The organism is Saccharothrix variisporea, from assembly GCF_003634995.1.
GTDB lineage: Bacteria > Actinomycetota > Actinomycetes > Mycobacteriales > Pseudonocardiaceae > Actinosynnema > Actinosynnema variisporeum.
Genome location: NZ_RBXR01000001.1, coordinates 1,440,042 through 1,454,890, shown reverse-complemented (window position 1 = coordinate 1,454,890; position 14,849 = coordinate 1,440,042). Strand labels below are relative to the sequence as shown.

General features: G+C 73.2%; 14 protein-coding genes. 6 read left to right on the top strand and 8 right to left on the bottom strand.

Going from position 1 to position 14,849, the window contains the following annotated elements:
• Positions 1 to 54: 54 nt before the first annotated feature.
• Complete coding sequence (locus DFJ66_RS06325) at positions 55 to 1,452, bottom strand: pyridoxal phosphate-dependent decarboxylase family protein (protein ID WP_121218829.1); 1,398 nt, start codon at positions 1,450 to 1,452, stop codon at positions 55 to 57.
• Entirely contained in the window at positions 1,449 to 2,705 is a 1,257-nt protein-coding gene (locus DFJ66_RS06320; RefSeq protein WP_121218827.1) for an MFS transporter, read from the bottom strand. Before DFJ66_RS06320 ends, DFJ66_RS06325 begins: the two co-directional genes overlap by 4 nt.
• A gap of 105 nt (positions 2,706 to 2,810) precedes the next feature.
• Here DFJ66_RS06320 and DFJ66_RS42490 point away from each other — a divergent pair, with 105 nt between their 5' ends.
• A complete protein-coding gene (locus tag DFJ66_RS42490) occupies positions 2,811 to 2,954 on the top strand; it encodes a hypothetical protein (RefSeq protein ID WP_170199159.1) in 144 nt (47 codons plus the stop codon).
• Between the two features lie 88 nt (positions 2,955 to 3,042).
• Entirely contained in the window at positions 3,043 to 3,453 is a 411-nt protein-coding gene (locus DFJ66_RS06315; protein ID WP_147459180.1) for an Hsp20 family protein, read from the top strand.
• On the opposite strand, the gene DFJ66_RS06310 is transcribed toward DFJ66_RS06315, so the two are convergent.
• Together DFJ66_RS06310 and DFJ66_RS06305 are read right to left on the bottom strand one after the other, a co-directional pair.
• Positions 3,425 to 4,357, bottom strand: a complete 933-nt coding sequence (locus DFJ66_RS06310; RefSeq protein ID WP_121218823.1) for a hypothetical protein — start codon at positions 4,355 to 4,357, stop codon at positions 3,425 to 3,427. The two genes, DFJ66_RS06315 and DFJ66_RS06310, sit on opposite strands and share 29 nt — an antisense overlap.
• A complete protein-coding gene (locus DFJ66_RS06305) occupies positions 4,354 to 4,848 on the bottom strand; it encodes a SigE family RNA polymerase sigma factor (RefSeq protein WP_246029608.1) in 495 nt (164 codons plus the stop codon). Before DFJ66_RS06305 ends, DFJ66_RS06310 begins: the two co-directional genes overlap by 4 nt.
• A gap of 121 nt (positions 4,849 to 4,969) precedes the next feature.
• Between DFJ66_RS06305 and DFJ66_RS06300 the strand changes: the two genes are divergently transcribed.
• Positions 4,970 to 5,830 (top strand): LLM class flavin-dependent oxidoreductase, encoded by an 861-nt coding sequence (locus tag DFJ66_RS06300; RefSeq protein ID WP_121218819.1) that lies wholly within the window; start codon positions 4,970 to 4,972, stop codon positions 5,828 to 5,830.
• Between the two features lie 686 nt (positions 5,831 to 6,516).
• Here DFJ66_RS06300 and DFJ66_RS06295 read toward each other — a convergent pair.
• A complete protein-coding gene (locus tag DFJ66_RS06295) occupies positions 6,517 to 7,890 on the bottom strand; it encodes a pyridoxal phosphate-dependent decarboxylase family protein (protein WP_121230759.1) in 1,374 nt (457 codons plus the stop codon).
• An 88-nt stretch (positions 7,891 to 7,978) separates the two neighbouring features.
• On the bottom strand, positions 7,979 to 9,208 hold the full coding sequence (locus tag DFJ66_RS06290; RefSeq protein WP_246029607.1) for an MFS transporter: 1,230 nt from the start codon (positions 9,206 to 9,208) through the stop codon (positions 7,979 to 7,981).
• A 107-nt stretch (positions 9,209 to 9,315) separates the two neighbouring features.
• Between DFJ66_RS06290 and DFJ66_RS06285 the strand changes: the two genes are divergently transcribed.
• Genes DFJ66_RS06285 through DFJ66_RS06275 form a run of 3 tightly spaced genes read left to right on the top strand, consistent with a single transcriptional unit; the run spans position 9,316 to position 12,993 of the window.
• A complete protein-coding gene (locus DFJ66_RS06285) occupies positions 9,316 to 9,795 on the top strand; it encodes a GNAT family N-acetyltransferase (RefSeq protein ID WP_121218817.1) in 480 nt (159 codons plus the stop codon).
• 58 nt (positions 9,796 to 9,853) lie between these two features.
• Positions 9,854 to 12,016 carry a LuxR C-terminal-related transcriptional regulator gene (locus DFJ66_RS06280; protein WP_121218815.1) on the top strand — a complete coding sequence of 721 codons (2,163 nt, stop codon included), beginning with the start codon at positions 9,854 to 9,856 and terminating at the stop codon, positions 12,014 to 12,016.
• Positions 12,017 to 12,072: 56 nt separating this feature from the next.
• Complete coding sequence (locus DFJ66_RS06275) at positions 12,073 to 12,993, top strand: SMP-30/gluconolactonase/LRE family protein (protein ID WP_121218813.1); 921 nt, start codon at positions 12,073 to 12,075, stop codon at positions 12,991 to 12,993.
• Positions 12,994 to 13,010: 17 nt separating this feature from the next.
• Here DFJ66_RS06275 and DFJ66_RS06270 read toward each other — a convergent pair whose 3' ends face one another.
• Complete coding sequence (locus DFJ66_RS06270) at positions 13,011 to 13,625, bottom strand: response regulator (protein ID WP_121218811.1); 615 nt, start codon at positions 13,623 to 13,625, stop codon at positions 13,011 to 13,013.
• Entirely contained in the window at positions 13,622 to 14,761 is a 1,140-nt protein-coding gene (locus DFJ66_RS06265; protein WP_246029606.1) for a sensor histidine kinase, read from the bottom strand. The genes DFJ66_RS06270 and DFJ66_RS06265 overlap by 4 nt, the downstream gene beginning before the upstream one ends.
• Positions 14,762 to 14,849: the final 88 nt, after the last annotated feature.

Sequence of the window (14,849 nt, the reverse complement as noted above, 5' to 3'; positions counted from 1 at the left end):
GCTATGCTTGACCCTGTTGCTCGGCATTTATCGCAGCCGGGGCGTAGCTGTGCCTTATGAGTACAGGATGCCGAGGAACTCCACCAGCAGCCGCTCGCGCAACGCCGGCCGCGCGGCGGCGAGCAGCGTGTTGACCACGGCCATCCGCTCGGGCAACACCCCCGCGCCACCCAGTCCCGCTGCTGCGAGCAGCCCGGCGAACTCCTGCGGTGTCAACGCCTCCGGGTCGAGGCCCTGCACGAACGCCACCACCTCGGCCGGCACGTCCGCCGGTCCCGCCGCGCGGGCCGCGTCCACCGACGCCCGCAGGTCGGCCAGGAACACCTCTTCCGCGCCCGCGTTGGCCGCCGTGACCGTGAGGTGCAGGTTCGCCGGCGACGACCGGTGCGCGAACTGCGGCTGCACGTACCAGTTCCGCGCCCGCATCTCGTCGGCCACCACGAACACGTCCACGTCGTCCGCGGTGAACGCCAGCAGCGTCGAGTCCGGCTCGCCCAGCACCCGCAGGCCCTCGATCGCCTCGACGCCCTCGCGGATCACGCGGGTGGCGGCCAGCGCGGTGTGGGCGAGGGACCGGTAGCCGTCCTCGCCGATGTGCCGCAGCACGGCCCACGCGGCGGCGACCGGGCCGCCGGAGCGGGTGGACTGGGTGGTGGAGTTGAGCATCGTGTAGCCGGGCCAGGCGGCGCTGGCGAAGTACTGCGGGCGGCGCAGGTCGGCGTTGGCGTGCAAGAGCACGGACGTGCCCTTGGGTGCGTAGGCGTACTTGTGCAGGTCGACGGAGATGCTCGTGACGCCCGGCACGGAGAAGTCGAACGGTGGCGCGTCCGGCGCGAACGGCAGGACCCAGCCGCCGATGCACGCGTCCACGTGGCAGCGCACCCCGCGTTCGGCGGCAGCGGCGGCGATCGGAGCGACCGGGTCCACCACGCCGTGCGCGTAGGACGGGGCGCTGACCACGACGAGCACGGTGGTGTCGTCGATCGCGGCGGCCATGGCGGCAGGGTCGGCGCGGAACGTCTTCGGGTCCACCGGCACGGCCACCACGCGCACACCGAAGTAGTGGGCGGCCTTGTGGAACGCGGCGTGCGCGGTCTCCGGCAGGACGATCGAGGGCGCGTCGGTCGTCGGCGCTGCGTCCCGGGCGGCGAGCACGGCCAGCAGGCACGACTCGGTGCCGCCGGAGGTCACCGTGCCGACCGTGTCCGACGTACCGCCCAGGAGCCGCGCGGCCGTGGCGACCACCTCGTTCTCCAGCCTCAACAGGCTGGGAAACGCCGTCGGGTCGAGGCCGTTCACCGAGGCCGCCATCGCGTGCGCACGAGCCGCGAGGTCGTCCAGGCCGGGCAAGGCGCTGTCGTAGACGTAGGCGAGCGTCCGCCCGCCGTGCGTCGGCAGGTCATCGGCGCGCAGAGCGGCCAGCTCGGACAGGACGTCCTCGGCGGGGATCATGCGGTCTCCTCACGGGGCAGCAGCGGCAGGGCGAGCACGACCAGCAGCGCGGGCAGGGCGGTGAACCCGAGCAGGGCGGCGGTCACGGCGCTGTCGGGCTGCACCGCCGCGCCGGTGCCGGCGACGTACCCGCCCAGGCCCAGCACCAGCCCGTACGCACCCGGCCCCAGCGCCAGACCCAGGGTCTCGCCGGCCGTCCACACCCCGGAGAACAGCCCGGCCCGGGTGCTCCCGGCCCGCCGCTCCGCCGCGCTGATCACGTCCGGCAGCATGGCCAGCGGGAACACCTGCATCCCGGCGTACCCGACACCGATCACCGCCATCAGCGCGAGCACGCCCCACACCGGCAGCGCCCGGGACGCGGTCAGCCCGACCACGGCGGCGGCGAACAGCACCGACGCCACCACCAGCCCGAACCGCTTGCCGCGCCGCCGCCCGACCCGCTGCCACAGCGGCATGACCACCAGCGCCGGACCCACGAACCCGACGAACAGCCACGTCTGCAACGACTGGTCGCCCAGCACCAGCCGGGCGAAGTAGTCCACGCCCGCCAACATCGTGCCCAGCCCGACGGCCTGCACCACGAACACGGCCAGCAGCAGCCGGAACGGGCGCGACTCCCGCACCGCCCCGACCAGTTCGCGCAGGCCGGCGGCGGTGGGCACGTGCCGCGCCGCGTCCCGCGTGCCCAGGTAGGTCGCCAGCGTCCCGGCCAGGATCAGCACCCCGACCGCCACGCCCACCAGCCCGTACCCGCCCGCGTCCCGCACGGCCGGCGCGCCCGCCCCGCTGACCAGGATCGCCAGCGCCAGCACGGTGATCCGCCACGCCATGAGCCGGGTGCGCTCGTCGTAGTCGGTGGTGAGCTCCGCCGCCATCGCCACGTACGGGACCTGGAAGAACGCGTACGCGGTCGCGCACAGCAGGAACACCGCGGCCACGTACACCGCGCCCGCCGCACCCGTGAACGGCCCGGCGAACAGCGCCGCGAACAGCACCGCCACCGCGATGCCGCCGCGCAGCAGGAACGGTCGCCGCACGCCCGCCCGGTCGCTGATCCGGCCCGCGACCGGGTTGAACAGCACGTCCCACGCCTTGGGCGCGAGCACCAGCACCCCGGCGACGGCGGCGGGCACGGCCAGCCGGTCGGTCAGGTACGGCAGCAGGAGCAGCCCCGGCACGGTGCCGAACGCGCCGGTGGTGAACGAGCCCAGCGCGTACCCGGCGCGGACCCCGGTGGTGAGCTGGGTCATAGGCGGAAGATCTTCGCATTCTTCGACGTGATCGCCCACACCCCCGGGTGTGAACCGCCCGCGGGCTGGGTACGTGTCCTCGGAACCTGTGAGGGGAGTACGACGATGGGCAAGCACCGACTGGGCACCGCCGACGGGCAGTGGGGTGGACCGGAGCTCGTGGACGACGCCGAAGCCGCCGCCGCGCAGACCGCGCCGATGCCGACGGTCGAGGAGCAGTCACCCGCGGGAGTCCCCGACTCGGAGTAACAACTTCACCCGTCCGAACGAGCGTGTGCCTGCTCAAAGCGGGTACACGAGCTTCGACGTGCCCGAAAACCACCGAAGGGTGACGGTCGTGGAGTGGCTGACGGTCCACCGGGGTCGTCCGGACCCGGGGCCGCTGCGCGAGATGGACCGGTGGTGGAACCTCATCGGCCGCACCCTCGGCCGCCCCTGGGACGTCACCACCGACGACGCCGACCCGCACTCGGTGGACGTCGTCGTCACCCGGGACGCCTACCTCATCGCCACCGTCGTGCCCGACCTGGACGTCCGGGTCGAGGTGCACGACCACGACGTGCGGGCGGACGGCGTGCCGGTGCTGCGTTCCCGCGTCGGCATCACCGCCCGCCCCTCCTCCGGCGGTTTCTACTTCTGCGCCACCATCCCCGCCGAGGTCGACGTGGACCGCATCGAGGCGTGGCTGCTCGACGGGGTCCTGGTGGTGCGCGCCCCGCTCACCTGGGCTGGGCGGGCGACTGCGTGACCTGCCACTGCCCGGCGGCGCGCTCGGGGATGACGAGGAGCACGACCTCCTGGCCGGGCTTGACGTCCAGCCCGTACAGCCGAGACCACTCGGAGATCGGTCCCGAGGGCGCCCAGTGCACGCCGTAGTCGAAGAAGACCGCTTCCACCACCGGAACGCCGTTGACGAACACGCGGAACCGGCCGGGCGAGTTGGTCCACAGCACCAGCTCACCGGCGTCCGGCCACGGGAAGCGCGTCTCGAACTGCCCGTCCGGGTGTTCGGGGTGCGACCACGCCACGACCTGGTCGCCGCGGGGCAGCGCCGCGAGCTGCGACGGGCGCGGCGGGAAGGAGTAGTCCGCGAACGCCACCGCCTCGCCGATCCGGATGCCCCACCGGCCGGTGCGGGCCGCCGGGTCCGGCAGGCTCAGCTCGATCCGGATCGGCTGCCCGAGCCGGATGCCGTACGCGGTCCGCGCGTCGCGCGGCGGCAGGACCGGACCGCCGTTCCGGTCGCACGGGCCGTCGTACCAGACCCGGTCGTTGACCTTGATCAGGATCGTGGTGCGGTGCAGGTCGGTGATCGCGCAGTGGGCGTAGACCAGGAAGTCGCCCTTGACCTCGTAGGTCACCTCCTTCGTGCGCTCCGGCAGCGTGGCGAACGCGGTCGTGGAGAACCGGTAGCCGTCCTGGTAGGTCGGCAGCGACTCGCCGGGCGGGTCCGCCGGGTCGGAGGACGGCCCGCGCGGCACCGCGTACAGCAGGCCCGCGAGCACCACCACGACCGCCGCCAGGATGCCGCCCGCCTGCTGCCACCGGCTGCGCCGCACCTTGGCCCGCACGCCCTCGACGCGCGTGCGGTGGCCCTCGTCGGGGATGTCGGCGCGTTCCCGCAACAACTCCACCAGTTCCGCCTCGTTCACCGCCCCGCTCCTTCCCGCACGACCGTCTCGTCCAGCCGCAGCTTGGCCAGCGCACGACTGGTCTGGCTCTTGACCGTGCCCACCGAGCAGCCCAGCACCGCCGCCACCTCGGCCTCGGACAGGTCCTCGTAGTACCGCAGCACCACCGCGGCCCGCTGCCGCCGCGGCAACCGCCCGAGGGCGTCCCACAACCACTCCCGCCGGTCGACGGCGTCCTCGATGGACTCGCCGACCCGTTCGGGCACCTCGTCGGTCGGTGTCTCGGCCCGCCAACGCCGCCGCCACCACGTGGCGTAGGTGTTGACCATGATCCGCCGCACGTACGGCTCGGCCGCGCCGTCGATCCGGCTCCACGACCGCCACGCGCGGGCGAGCGCGGTCTGGAGCAGGTCTTCGGCGTGCCCGACGTCGCGGGTCAGCAAGAACGCGGTGCGCAGGAGGCGCGGCGACGCCGTCGCCACGAACTCCTGGAACCCTTCGGGAACCCCCACCCTGTGGCCTTTCGATCGTTGGACCCCGGTACTACAAGGCGGGCCGCCGGGATGGTTGCACGCTTGACGCTCGAACATTTGACGTGTTCGATTGAACACCTCGACTGATTGGAGCTGGGGGATGCGCGCAGGGATCACGATCCTGCCGGAGTACCGCTGGAAGCACGCCCGACCCCGGTGGGAGGCCGCCGAGCGCTACGGCTTCGCCACCGCGTGGACCTTCGACCACGTCGGCTGGGGCCCGTTGGTCGACGGCCCGTGGTTCGGCAGCGTGCCCACGTTGGCGCTGGCGGCCGAGGCGACCTCGCGGATCGAACTGGGGATGCTCGTGGCGTCCCCGAACTTCCGCCACCCACTGCCGTTCGCCCGCGAGTTGACGGCTCTGGACGACGTGTCCGACGGCCGTTTCACGCTGGGCGTCGGGGCAGGCGGCCAGGGCGGCTACGACAGCACGGTCTTCGGCGGCACCAACCACGCCCGCAGCCCGTCCGCCAGGTACGCGGAGTTCGTCGAACTGCTGGACCTGCTGCTGACCCAGGACGACGTGACCTGGTCGGGGCAGTACTACCGGGCCGTGGGCGCGCGCACCCTGCCGGGCTGCGTGCAACGCCCCCGAATCCCGTTCGTGGTAGCCGCCAACGGCCCCAAGTCCCTGGCCCTGGCCGCCCGCTACGGCCAGGGCTGGGTCACCACCGGGACGCGCCACGACACCTTGGACAACTGGTGGACGTCCTTGGCAGAACTCTCGGCCCGCTTCGAGGAGGCCACAGCAGACCGACCGGGCCTACGCAGGGTCCTGCAATCCGACGCCGCCCCGGTGTACTCGCTGTCCAGCGTCGAGTGCTACCGCGACTTCCTGGGCCGAGCGCAGGAACTGGGCTTCACCGACATGGCCGCCCCGTGGCCCCGGGAGTCGGGCGTGTTCGCCGGCGACGAAGGCATCCTCGAAACCGTGGCAACCGAAGTCCTACCAACCCTCTAGCCCAGGCAACACACTTCCGGCGCCGCTTCCGCTTCCCGCCGCGCACGCCGCCTTTCGCTTTCCGGCGCGCGCAGCGCGCTTCTTCGCGGTGGTGACCACCACAGGTGGAGGGCCTCGGTTCCCCCGCCGTATGGCCTGCCCGAAGGGCTACCACATTTTCCAGGGGTTGCAGCCGAAAGTTTTGCGAGGAACGAGCAAAAGTTTTAGCGGCAACCCCTGGAAAATGTGGTTGGCTCCGCCAGGCCATACGGCGGGGGAACCGACGCCCTTCACCCCCCGCTGGCGGCCTGCCGCGCGGCGAGCGCCGCTTTTCATCTTTCAAGCGCGCAGCGCTCCCAAGAGCGCGAAGCGCGTTCGGCTTGAGAGCGAAGCGTTCCGGTTCAAGCGCTTAAAAGCGAAAAGCGCCTCGCCGGCGGGCAGGCCGCCAAGGATGACTCAACTGCAACTGCGGGGGCTTCTTGCTTTTGTCATCCCCGTATGGCCTGGCGGAGCCTACCACAGATTTCCCGGGGTGCCGCTAAAACTTTTTGCTCGTTCCTCGCAAAAACTTTCGGCTGCACCCCGGGAAATCTGTGGTAGCCCTTCGGGCAGGCCATACGGGGATGACAAAAGCAAGAAGCCCAAGTTGAGTTGTGTCCTTCCGGTGGACTGCCACTCGCCGGCTTCGCCGAACAGCACGCGCTGGTCTAGCCGCGTAGCGCCTTGGCCAGGGCGGCGTGGACGCGGTTGGTGTCCTCGGGCGTGGTGCGCCAGTTGCTGAACGCGGCTCGTAGCGCTGTCTGTCCCTTGTAGACGGTCGGTGTCAGGAAGGCCTCGCCGGACGCCGTCACGGCGTCTAGTACTTCCGAGATGCGTTCCGGGTCGTCCAGGGTGAAGCACACGACGTTCAGGCGCACCGGGGCCAGCAGCGTGACGCCCGGGGTCGCGGACAGTAGTGCGCCGAACCGCCTCGCCTCCGCCACGCACCGCGCCACGATGTCCCGGTGTCCCTCCCGCCCGTACGCCGCCAGCGCGAACCACGCCGCCAACGCTCGCAGCCGCCTCGAGTTCTGCGGGGTCAGGTGGACGAAGTCCGGGTTGTCCGTGGGCAGACCGAGGTAAGCGGCGGCGTTCTGGAAGACCTGGACCTGCAGGTCGCGGCGGCGGGTGAACTGGACGGCCGAGTCGTAGGGCACGTTGAGCCACTTGTGCAGGTCCACGCACACCGAGTCGGCCTCCGCCAACCCTTCCACCAGGTGCGCGTGTTCGTCGCTGACCGCCGCGAACCCGCCGAACGCGGCGTCCACGTGCAGCCAGAACGGGTAGCGCTTCCGCAGTTCCACCAACGCCCGGAGGTCGTCGAAGTCGACGGTGTTCACCGTGCCCGCGTTGCCGACGACGATCGCCGGACCGCCCGCCCCGGCCAACGCCTCCTCCAGCGCCGCCGGGTCCACCGCCTCGCGTCCGGGCAGCGTCGGCACCAACCGCAGGCGGTCGCGGCCCAGCCCGAGCATCGACAACGCCTTGTACACGCTGGAATGCGGCGCGCCGGACAACACGGTCACCTCGCCGAGCGCCCCCACCCCGGCCGACGCGACCGACACCCCGCGCTGCTCGCCCAGCCACTCCCGCGCGATCGCGAGGCCGACGAGGTTCGACGTCGTGGCGCCGCTGACGAAAGCGCCGGTGTGACCGTCCACCCCGAACAGCTCCGCGAGCCACCGCACGGTCTCCCGCTCGAGCTCGGTCGCCGCCTCCGCACCGCTGCGTGACGACGGGTTCTGGTCGAACGCGCTGGTCAACCAGTCGCCGGCGACCGCGGCGGGTGTCGCGCCGCCGGTGACGAAACCCAGGTAGCGCGGTCCGGCGGAGGCCGCGAAGCCGTCCGCCCACCGCCGGTCGAACTCGGCCAGCGCCGCCGCGAACCCGGTGCCCGTGGACGGCAGCGCGGTGGTCTGGGCGGGCACCGCCGGGCTCACCTGCCGCTCGTCCAACCCGGCCAGGACGTCGGTGGCGTAGCGCCGGGTGGCGTCGAGCAGGTCCGGGAAAGCGGCGAGGTCGGCGGCGAGCACGGGGTCCACGAGCACAACTCCAGTTCGACGAAGGGGATGCCCGACCCTGACACGCCCCCGCGGCCGCTGTCGCGGGCCACTTCCGCGAAACTGGCCTTCAGCCCGTCGCCTCCACCGGGTCCCGCCGCACCAGGTCCCGCACCTGCCGGCTGCCCAGCGCGGCGCACGTGACCAGGGCCAGCACCGCCGCCCCGGCCAGCAGGGTGGTCTCCGTGCCGAACCGGGTCCCGAGCGGCCCGGCGACGACCTCGCCCACGGGCAGGGCGATCCACGAGCCGAGCATGTCGTAGGAGTAGACGCGGGCCAGCTTGTCCGGCGGGATGTTCTCCTGCAGCGACACGTCCCACGCCACCACGAACACCTCACCGGTCACGCCCACCACGAACATGGCCAGCACCAACGGCACCACGTGCGGCGCCTTGGCCAGCGCGATCAGCGGCAGCACCTCCAGCAGCACCACGACCACCCCGGCCCGCAACGCCCGCCGGGGCCGCCAGTGCGCCATCAGCACCCCGCCGACCAACGCGCCCATGGTCTGCGCGGCGATGACGAAACCCCACGCCACCCGGCCGATCGACCGGTCCGCCACCGCCGGCCCGAGCACGAACAACCCGCCCGCCAGCACGGCGTTGACCACCATGAACTGCAGCACCACCACCCACACCCAGGTGTGCTCGGTGAACTCGCGCCACCCGTCGGCCAGCTCGCCGAACACCGATCCCGCCGCCGCTCGTGGCGCGCCGTCGATCCGCACCGCCCGGTAGGCCAGGGCCGCCGCGAGGAAGACCGCGGCGTTGCCCGCGATCGCCCACCCCGGCCCGAACGCGCCCACCATGACCCCGCCCACGGCGGACCCGGTGAACCGGCCGCTGTTGACGAACATCCGGGCCACCGCGTTGGCCTGCGTCAACATCGTCGCCGGCACGGTCTGCGGCGTCAGCGCGGCGGCGGCCGGCAGCGACATCGCCGACGTGATGCCGTTGGCCACGCTCAACACCACCAGCAGCGGCAGCGTCGCGAACCCGCCCAGCACGCTCACCGCGATCACGGTCTGCGTCGCCGCGGACAGCGCCGCCGTGCCCTGGAGGATCACCGAGCGCGGCAGCCGGTCGGCGAGCATCCCGCCGAACAGCACCAGCAGCACCACGGCCACCGACCGCGCGCCCACCACCACGCCCAGGTCCACCAGACTGCCCGTCACGTCCAGCACGGCGAACGACAGCGCCACGGGCGCGATCGCGTTCGCCAACTCGGCACTTCCGCGCCCCACCACCAAGCGCCGGAACACCGGCTCCCGCAACGGTGTGAGCAACCCCCTGTCCCGCACGGCTCGTTCCCCCTCCCCGCCGAAGATCCCGCCATTGTCCCGGTGTGGGACGTGAAAATCGGTCGCTTTCGGTGAACGGGGCCGTGTGCGGCGGTTTACTCGGTCAGGTGGACGACATCGAGGTGCGTGCCGCCCGACCGGAGGAACTGCCCGCCGTGGCGGCGTTGCGGTGGCGGTGGACGGAGGAGGTGCACGGGTCGGTGCCGATGCCGCGGGCCGAGTTCGCGGCCCGGTTCGCGGCGTGGGCGGCTGACCACACGGCCTCGCACCGGTGTTCGGTGGCGGTGCGGGACGGGGAGGTGCTGGGCATGGCGTGGCTCGGGGTGGTCGTGCGGGTGCCGCACCCGCGCTCGTTCGACCGGGCCTCCGGCGACCTCCAGTGCGTGTACGTGACGCCCGCCGAGCGCGGTCGCGGGCTGGCCGGGCGGCTGGTCGGCGACGTGCTGGCGGCGGCCCGGGAGCTGGGGCTGGAGCGGATGACGGTGCACTCGAGCACGCAGGCGGTGCCCGGCTACGTGCGGGCGGGGTTCGCGGTGTCGCCGGTGCTGCTCCAGCTCGACCTGCGGGAGGCGCCGCCGACCGGGTGAATTCCGCGTCACGCGTATCCGCTGTCGTGCGGTGCCCTCCTTGTCCCCGGGAGGTGCCATGACCCAGGTTTTCGCGGACGTGCCGACGGCCGACGAGCCCGGCTCCGACATGCTCGGAGCGGGCGTGGTGCGTGTCGTCGGTGCCGGTCGGGCGCGGTGGCTGGAGGAGTTGGCCCGCACCGCCCGGCGGGACGGGATGGTCGTCATCCACGTGCGCGCGGCGGAGGCCACCCGGCTGGTCCCGTTCGGTGCGTTGCGCGACGCTTTGCGCGGTGTGGACGCCGCAGCCCCGCAGAACGCGTTGCTGCTGCTCAGCGCTGTCCTGCACGCCTCCCTGGACCGCGGCGCGTGCGTGTTCACCGCCGTGGAACGCCACCGCGTCCACCGCACCGCCGCCGACCTGGTGGAGTCCATCGCCCGGCCCTCGGGGCTGCTGGTCGCGGTCGACCAGGCCCACCACGCCGACCCGGCCACCCTGGAACTGCTGGACCACCTGTTCCGCCACCCGCCGACCGCCCGCGTGGTGGTGGCGGTGGCCGACGACCACAAGCTGCGCCTGCCCGCCGACACCCACCTGGTCGAGGCCCCGGGACCGCGCGAGAGACACCCGCACACCCCGCCGAGACCACCGGCCACGCTCGAGGAACTGCTGGCGGCGGCCGAGGTGTCCGCGCGGATCGCGCCCGCCGTGACCGCCCACCACCTCGACCGCGCCCTGCGCCTGGTGCCCCGGGACGCCGTCCCCGCCCGGCAGCGGCTGCTGCGCGGCCTGGTCGCCGCCACCCACGCCGCCGGCCGCACCCACGACCACCGCCGGGCCGTGCGGGACCTGCTCGCCCTGTGCCCGCCGGACCGGGCCGAGATCGCGCTGCGCTGCGCCCTCGCCGACCGCGCCCAGGGCCGCCACGCCGACGCCAACGCCCTGCTGGAACGCGAACACCGCGACCTCGGCGACCGGCGCGGCCGGCTGCTGCTGGAGGTCGCGCTGGCCGCCGACCCCGCCGCCGGCCGGACCCGCGCCGACCTGGCCGTGCGCGCCGCCCGCCGCCTCGCCGACCCGGCCCTGCTGGTGGCGGCGCTGGCCGTGCGGCTGGGCAAGCCCGTCGACCGCCGCACGCCCCACCTGCTGGACGAGGCCGTGGCACTGGCCGACGCCACCGACTGCGCCCCGGAGGCCCTGCTGTGGCTGGGGCGCGCCGAGACCGCCCTGGAACGCCCCGCCGACGCCCTGCGCCACCTCGACCGGGCCGCCCGCCTGGCCCGTGAGCAGGACCGCGGCGACGTCCTGGGCGACCTGGCCCAGGCCCGGGGTGAAGCCCTGGAGCACCTGGGCCGGCTCGCGGACGCCGCCGAGTGCTACCGGGACGCCGCCGAGACCCACCGGACCACCGGTGCGTCCGACGCCCTCGCGCCGGCCGGCCTCGCGCGCGTCGCGGTGTGGCGCGGCGAGGTCGCCGAGGGGTTGCGGCTGGCCGAGCAGGCGGTCGCGGCGAGCCCGGAGTTCCCGGCCCACCACGCGCTGGGCCTGGCCGCCCTGCACTCCAACGACCCGGGCCGGTGCGTCGAGCACCTCCTGGGCGCGGGCGGCAGCCTGGACCTCCCGCTGGTCGACCCGCTGGCCACCGTCGAGTGGTGCGCCCTGCTCGCCCTGGCCGACAGCGCCCGCAACCGCGCCGCCGACGCCCTGCGGTGGGCCGAGTACGCCCGCAGCCTGGTGGCGGAGTTCCCCGGCCGCCTGCGCCACGGCTTCGCCCGCCTCGCCCACGCCGCCGCCCTGCGCCACACCGACCCGGCCGCGGCCGCCACCGCCGCCGCCCAGGCCGCCGACCTGCTGGAGAAGGCCGGGCACCCGGTGCAGGCCGGCCGGGCGCGGGTCGTCGCCGCGGCCCTGTTCCGCCAGACCGACCGCCCCGACCGGGAACGCCGCGAGCTGGACCAGGCCCGCGCCCTGCTGGACGCGTGCGAGCCGGGCCTGTTCGACCGCGTGGGCACCAGCTGGGCGGGCGCGGTCCCCGACCACGGCCTCACCGAACGCGAGCACAAGGTGCTGACCGTGCTGGCCCAGGGCCTGACCGCCGAGGCCATCGCCCGCCGCATGGACATCTCGCCCCGGACCGTCCACCGCCACCTGCAGAACGTCTACCGGAAGCTCGGGACCACCGACCGCCTGTCCACGGTGCTGCGCGCCCAGTCCATGGGCCTGCTGGTCGAGGCGTGCTGACGCTCGGGCCTTTCGGCCCATCCAGCCTGCCCCGGGGCGAGCGCACACTGGCCGCCATGAGCGCATCTCCCGGACGTCTCCTGGCCGTGGCCGCGCTGCTCGTGGCCCTCACCCCGGCGGTGGCGACCGCCGCGCAGGACGAGGAGGTCATCGTGCTGCCCGGCGCCACGTCGGCGGAGGGCATCACCACCGGCCGCGGGACCAGTTTCTACGCGGGCGACCTGTTCGCCGGCGACATCTACCGCGGCGACCTGAGGACGGGCACCGCCGAGCTGTTCATCGACGTGCCGAACGGCTCCCGCATGGCCGTCGGCATGACCGTGGACGAGGCCCACAACCTGCTGTTCGTGGCCGGCGGCTTCGCGGGCACCGCGTACGTCTACGACCTCGACACCGGCGCCACCGCGGCCACCTACCAGCTCGGCACCCCCGGAGCGGCGCTGATCAACGACGTGACGCTGACCAACAAGGGCGCCTGGTTCACCGACACCGCCAACCCGCGGCTGTACTTCGTGCCGGTCAGCCCCCTGGGCGAACTGGGCACCCAGGAGACGTTGGCGCTGAGCGGCCCGGCAGCGGACACCAGCGGCCAGTTCAACAACAACGGCATCGCCGCCACCCCGGACGGCCGCACCCTGATCGTCGCCCACACCGGCAACGGCGTGCTCAACGCGGTCGACCCGACGACCGGCGCGAGCGCCACCATCGCCGGCGTGAGCGTCCCGTCCGTCGACGGCATCCTGCTGGAGGCCGGCCGGCTGTGGGCGGTGGAGAACTTCCTGAACACGGTCGTGGAGGTCAAGCTGCGCCCCGACCTGACCAGCGGCACGGTCGTCAAGACCTACACCAGCCCGAACTTCCACGTCCCGGCCACGATCGCCAAGCACGGCAACCGCCTGGCGGTCGTGAACGCGAAGTTCGACACCGGCTTCCCACCCACGGCGTCCCAGTACGAGGTGGTCGTCTTCGACCGCTGACCGCTCGATCGCGCCGACTACGGCAGCAGGCCCCGGTCCATCGCGGCCATGACGGCGGCGGTGCGGTCCGAGACGTCCAGTTTCTTGAAGGTTCGCAGCAGGTGGGTCTTCACCGTCGCTTCGGTGATGAACAGCTCGCGGCCGATCTCGGCGTTGCTCAGGCCGCGTCCCACCAGGGTGAGGACTTCGCGTTCCCGGCTGGACAGCGGCTGCGGCCGAGGTGCTTGGAAGAGGCGTCGGGCGACCGACGGCGACAACACCGTCTCCCCGCGTGCCGCCGCGTCGAGGGCCGCCACGAGTTCCGCCCGTGAGGTGCCTTTGAGCAGGTAACCGGCCGCGCCCGCCTCCACCGCGCGCAGGATGTCCGCGTCCGTCTCGTAGGTGGTGAGCACGACGACCCGGCACCCCGGCACGGCGGCCGTGATCCGCCTGGTCGCCTCGACGCCGTCCACGCCGGGCATCCGCAGGTCCATCAACACCACGTCCGGCCGCAACCGCTCCGCCAGCGCGACCGCCTCCCCGCCCGACGCGGCCTGCCCGACCACCTCGACGTCCGCCGCCTCCAGCATCGCCGACAGCCCCTCGCGGACGACCGGGTGGTCGTCGGCCAGCAGCACCCTGGTGGTCGTCATCGGGGGCCTCCGGCCGGGACGTTCGCGGTGATCATCGTGCCCTCGCCCGGGGCGCTGGTGACGGTGAGGGCGCCGCCGACCTCCTCGACCCGGGCACGCATCCCGGCCAGCCCGAAACCCGCGCGGGGGAGCGCCGCGTCGAAGCCGCGGCCGTCGTCCACCACCGCCAACTCGACGTCCCCGTCACCGAACACGAGGACGACCTCGACGCGGGTGGCACCGGCGTGCTTGCGGGCGTTGGACATCGCCTCCTGCGCGACCCGGAGCAACACGACCCGGGTCGCCATCGGCAACGGCACCTCCACACCCTCCACATCGCACACCGCCGGCACGCCACAGGTCGTGGTGAGGCGGCGCACGGCGTCGGCGAGGGAACCGCCGTGCAGAGCGGGCGGGGTGAGAGCCGCGACGAAGTGGCGAGCCTCGGCCAAGCCGTCCCGCGCCGCGGTCCGGGCGAGTGCCAGCAGGCGCGACCGGTCGGCGCGCGGCTCCTCCGACTCGGCGGCGTCGATCAGGCTGATCACGCTGGTCAGGCTCTGGGCGAGGGTGTCGTGGATCTCGCGGGCCAGCCGTTCCCGCTCGGCGGCGACCCCGGCCTCGCGGGACAGTCGGGCGGCCTCCTCGCGGTTGCGGCGCAGTTCGTCGATCAGCTCGGCGCGTTCGTGGTTCTGCCGCACGACCCGCGTGATCCACAGACCCATCAAGGTGGACACCGCGATCCCCAACGCCGTGATCGGCAGGAGGTCCAAGACCTCCCGGCCGGCACCGAAGTGCCACCACACCGCCAGCGGCGGCAGCAGGTTGCCCAAGGTGGCCAGGACCAGCGCCGGCACGGGGGACAGGCTCATCAACAGCATCGGCACGACAGCGAACAACGCGAACCCGCCCGCCGGCGCGAGCGGCACAGCTACCGCGAACAGTCCGAACAGGACCCCGGCGAACACCCAGCTGCGCCGGTTCTGCACCGACAGCAACGGCCGGCCGACCACGACGTACCACACCGCGGCGGCTGTCAAGGGCACCACGGCGGCGGTCCTGAGCACCAGCACGACCGTGACCAGGTACGACACCGCGAAGTAGAGGTCCCACAGGACCAACCGGCGCTCCGGCGCGACGGCCGTTCCCGTTTCGGACACGGGCCCAGTCCTACCAGAGCGCGTCTCGGGTCCGGTGTCCACCGGTCGACGGACAGCCGGGTCCACCGGCCGGTCGTCCCGGTCGGGC

Coding starts and splice junctions, on each gene's coding strand:
- DFJ66_RS06270 (WP_121218811.1), bottom strand. CDS start 13,625: ATGACGACCACCAGGGTGCTGCTGGCCGACGACCACCCGGTCGTCCGC.
- DFJ66_RS06320 (WP_121218827.1), bottom strand. CDS start 2,705: ATGACCCAGCTCACCACCGGGGTCCGCGCCGGGTACGCGCTGGGCTCG.
- DFJ66_RS06275 (WP_121218813.1), top strand. CDS start 12,073: ATGAGCGCATCTCCCGGACGTCTCCTGGCCGTGGCCGCGCTGCTCGTG.
- DFJ66_RS06300 (WP_121218819.1), top strand. CDS start 4,970: ATGCGCGCAGGGATCACGATCCTGCCGGAGTACCGCTGGAAGCACGCC.
- DFJ66_RS06325 (WP_121218829.1), bottom strand. CDS start 1,452: ATGATCCCCGCCGAGGACGTCCTGTCCGAGCTGGCCGCTCTGCGCGCC.
- DFJ66_RS06280 (WP_121218815.1), top strand. CDS start 9,854: ATGACCCAGGTTTTCGCGGACGTGCCGACGGCCGACGAGCCCGGCTCC.
- DFJ66_RS42490 (WP_170199159.1), top strand. CDS start 2,811: ATGGGCAAGCACCGACTGGGCACCGCCGACGGGCAGTGGGGTGGACCG.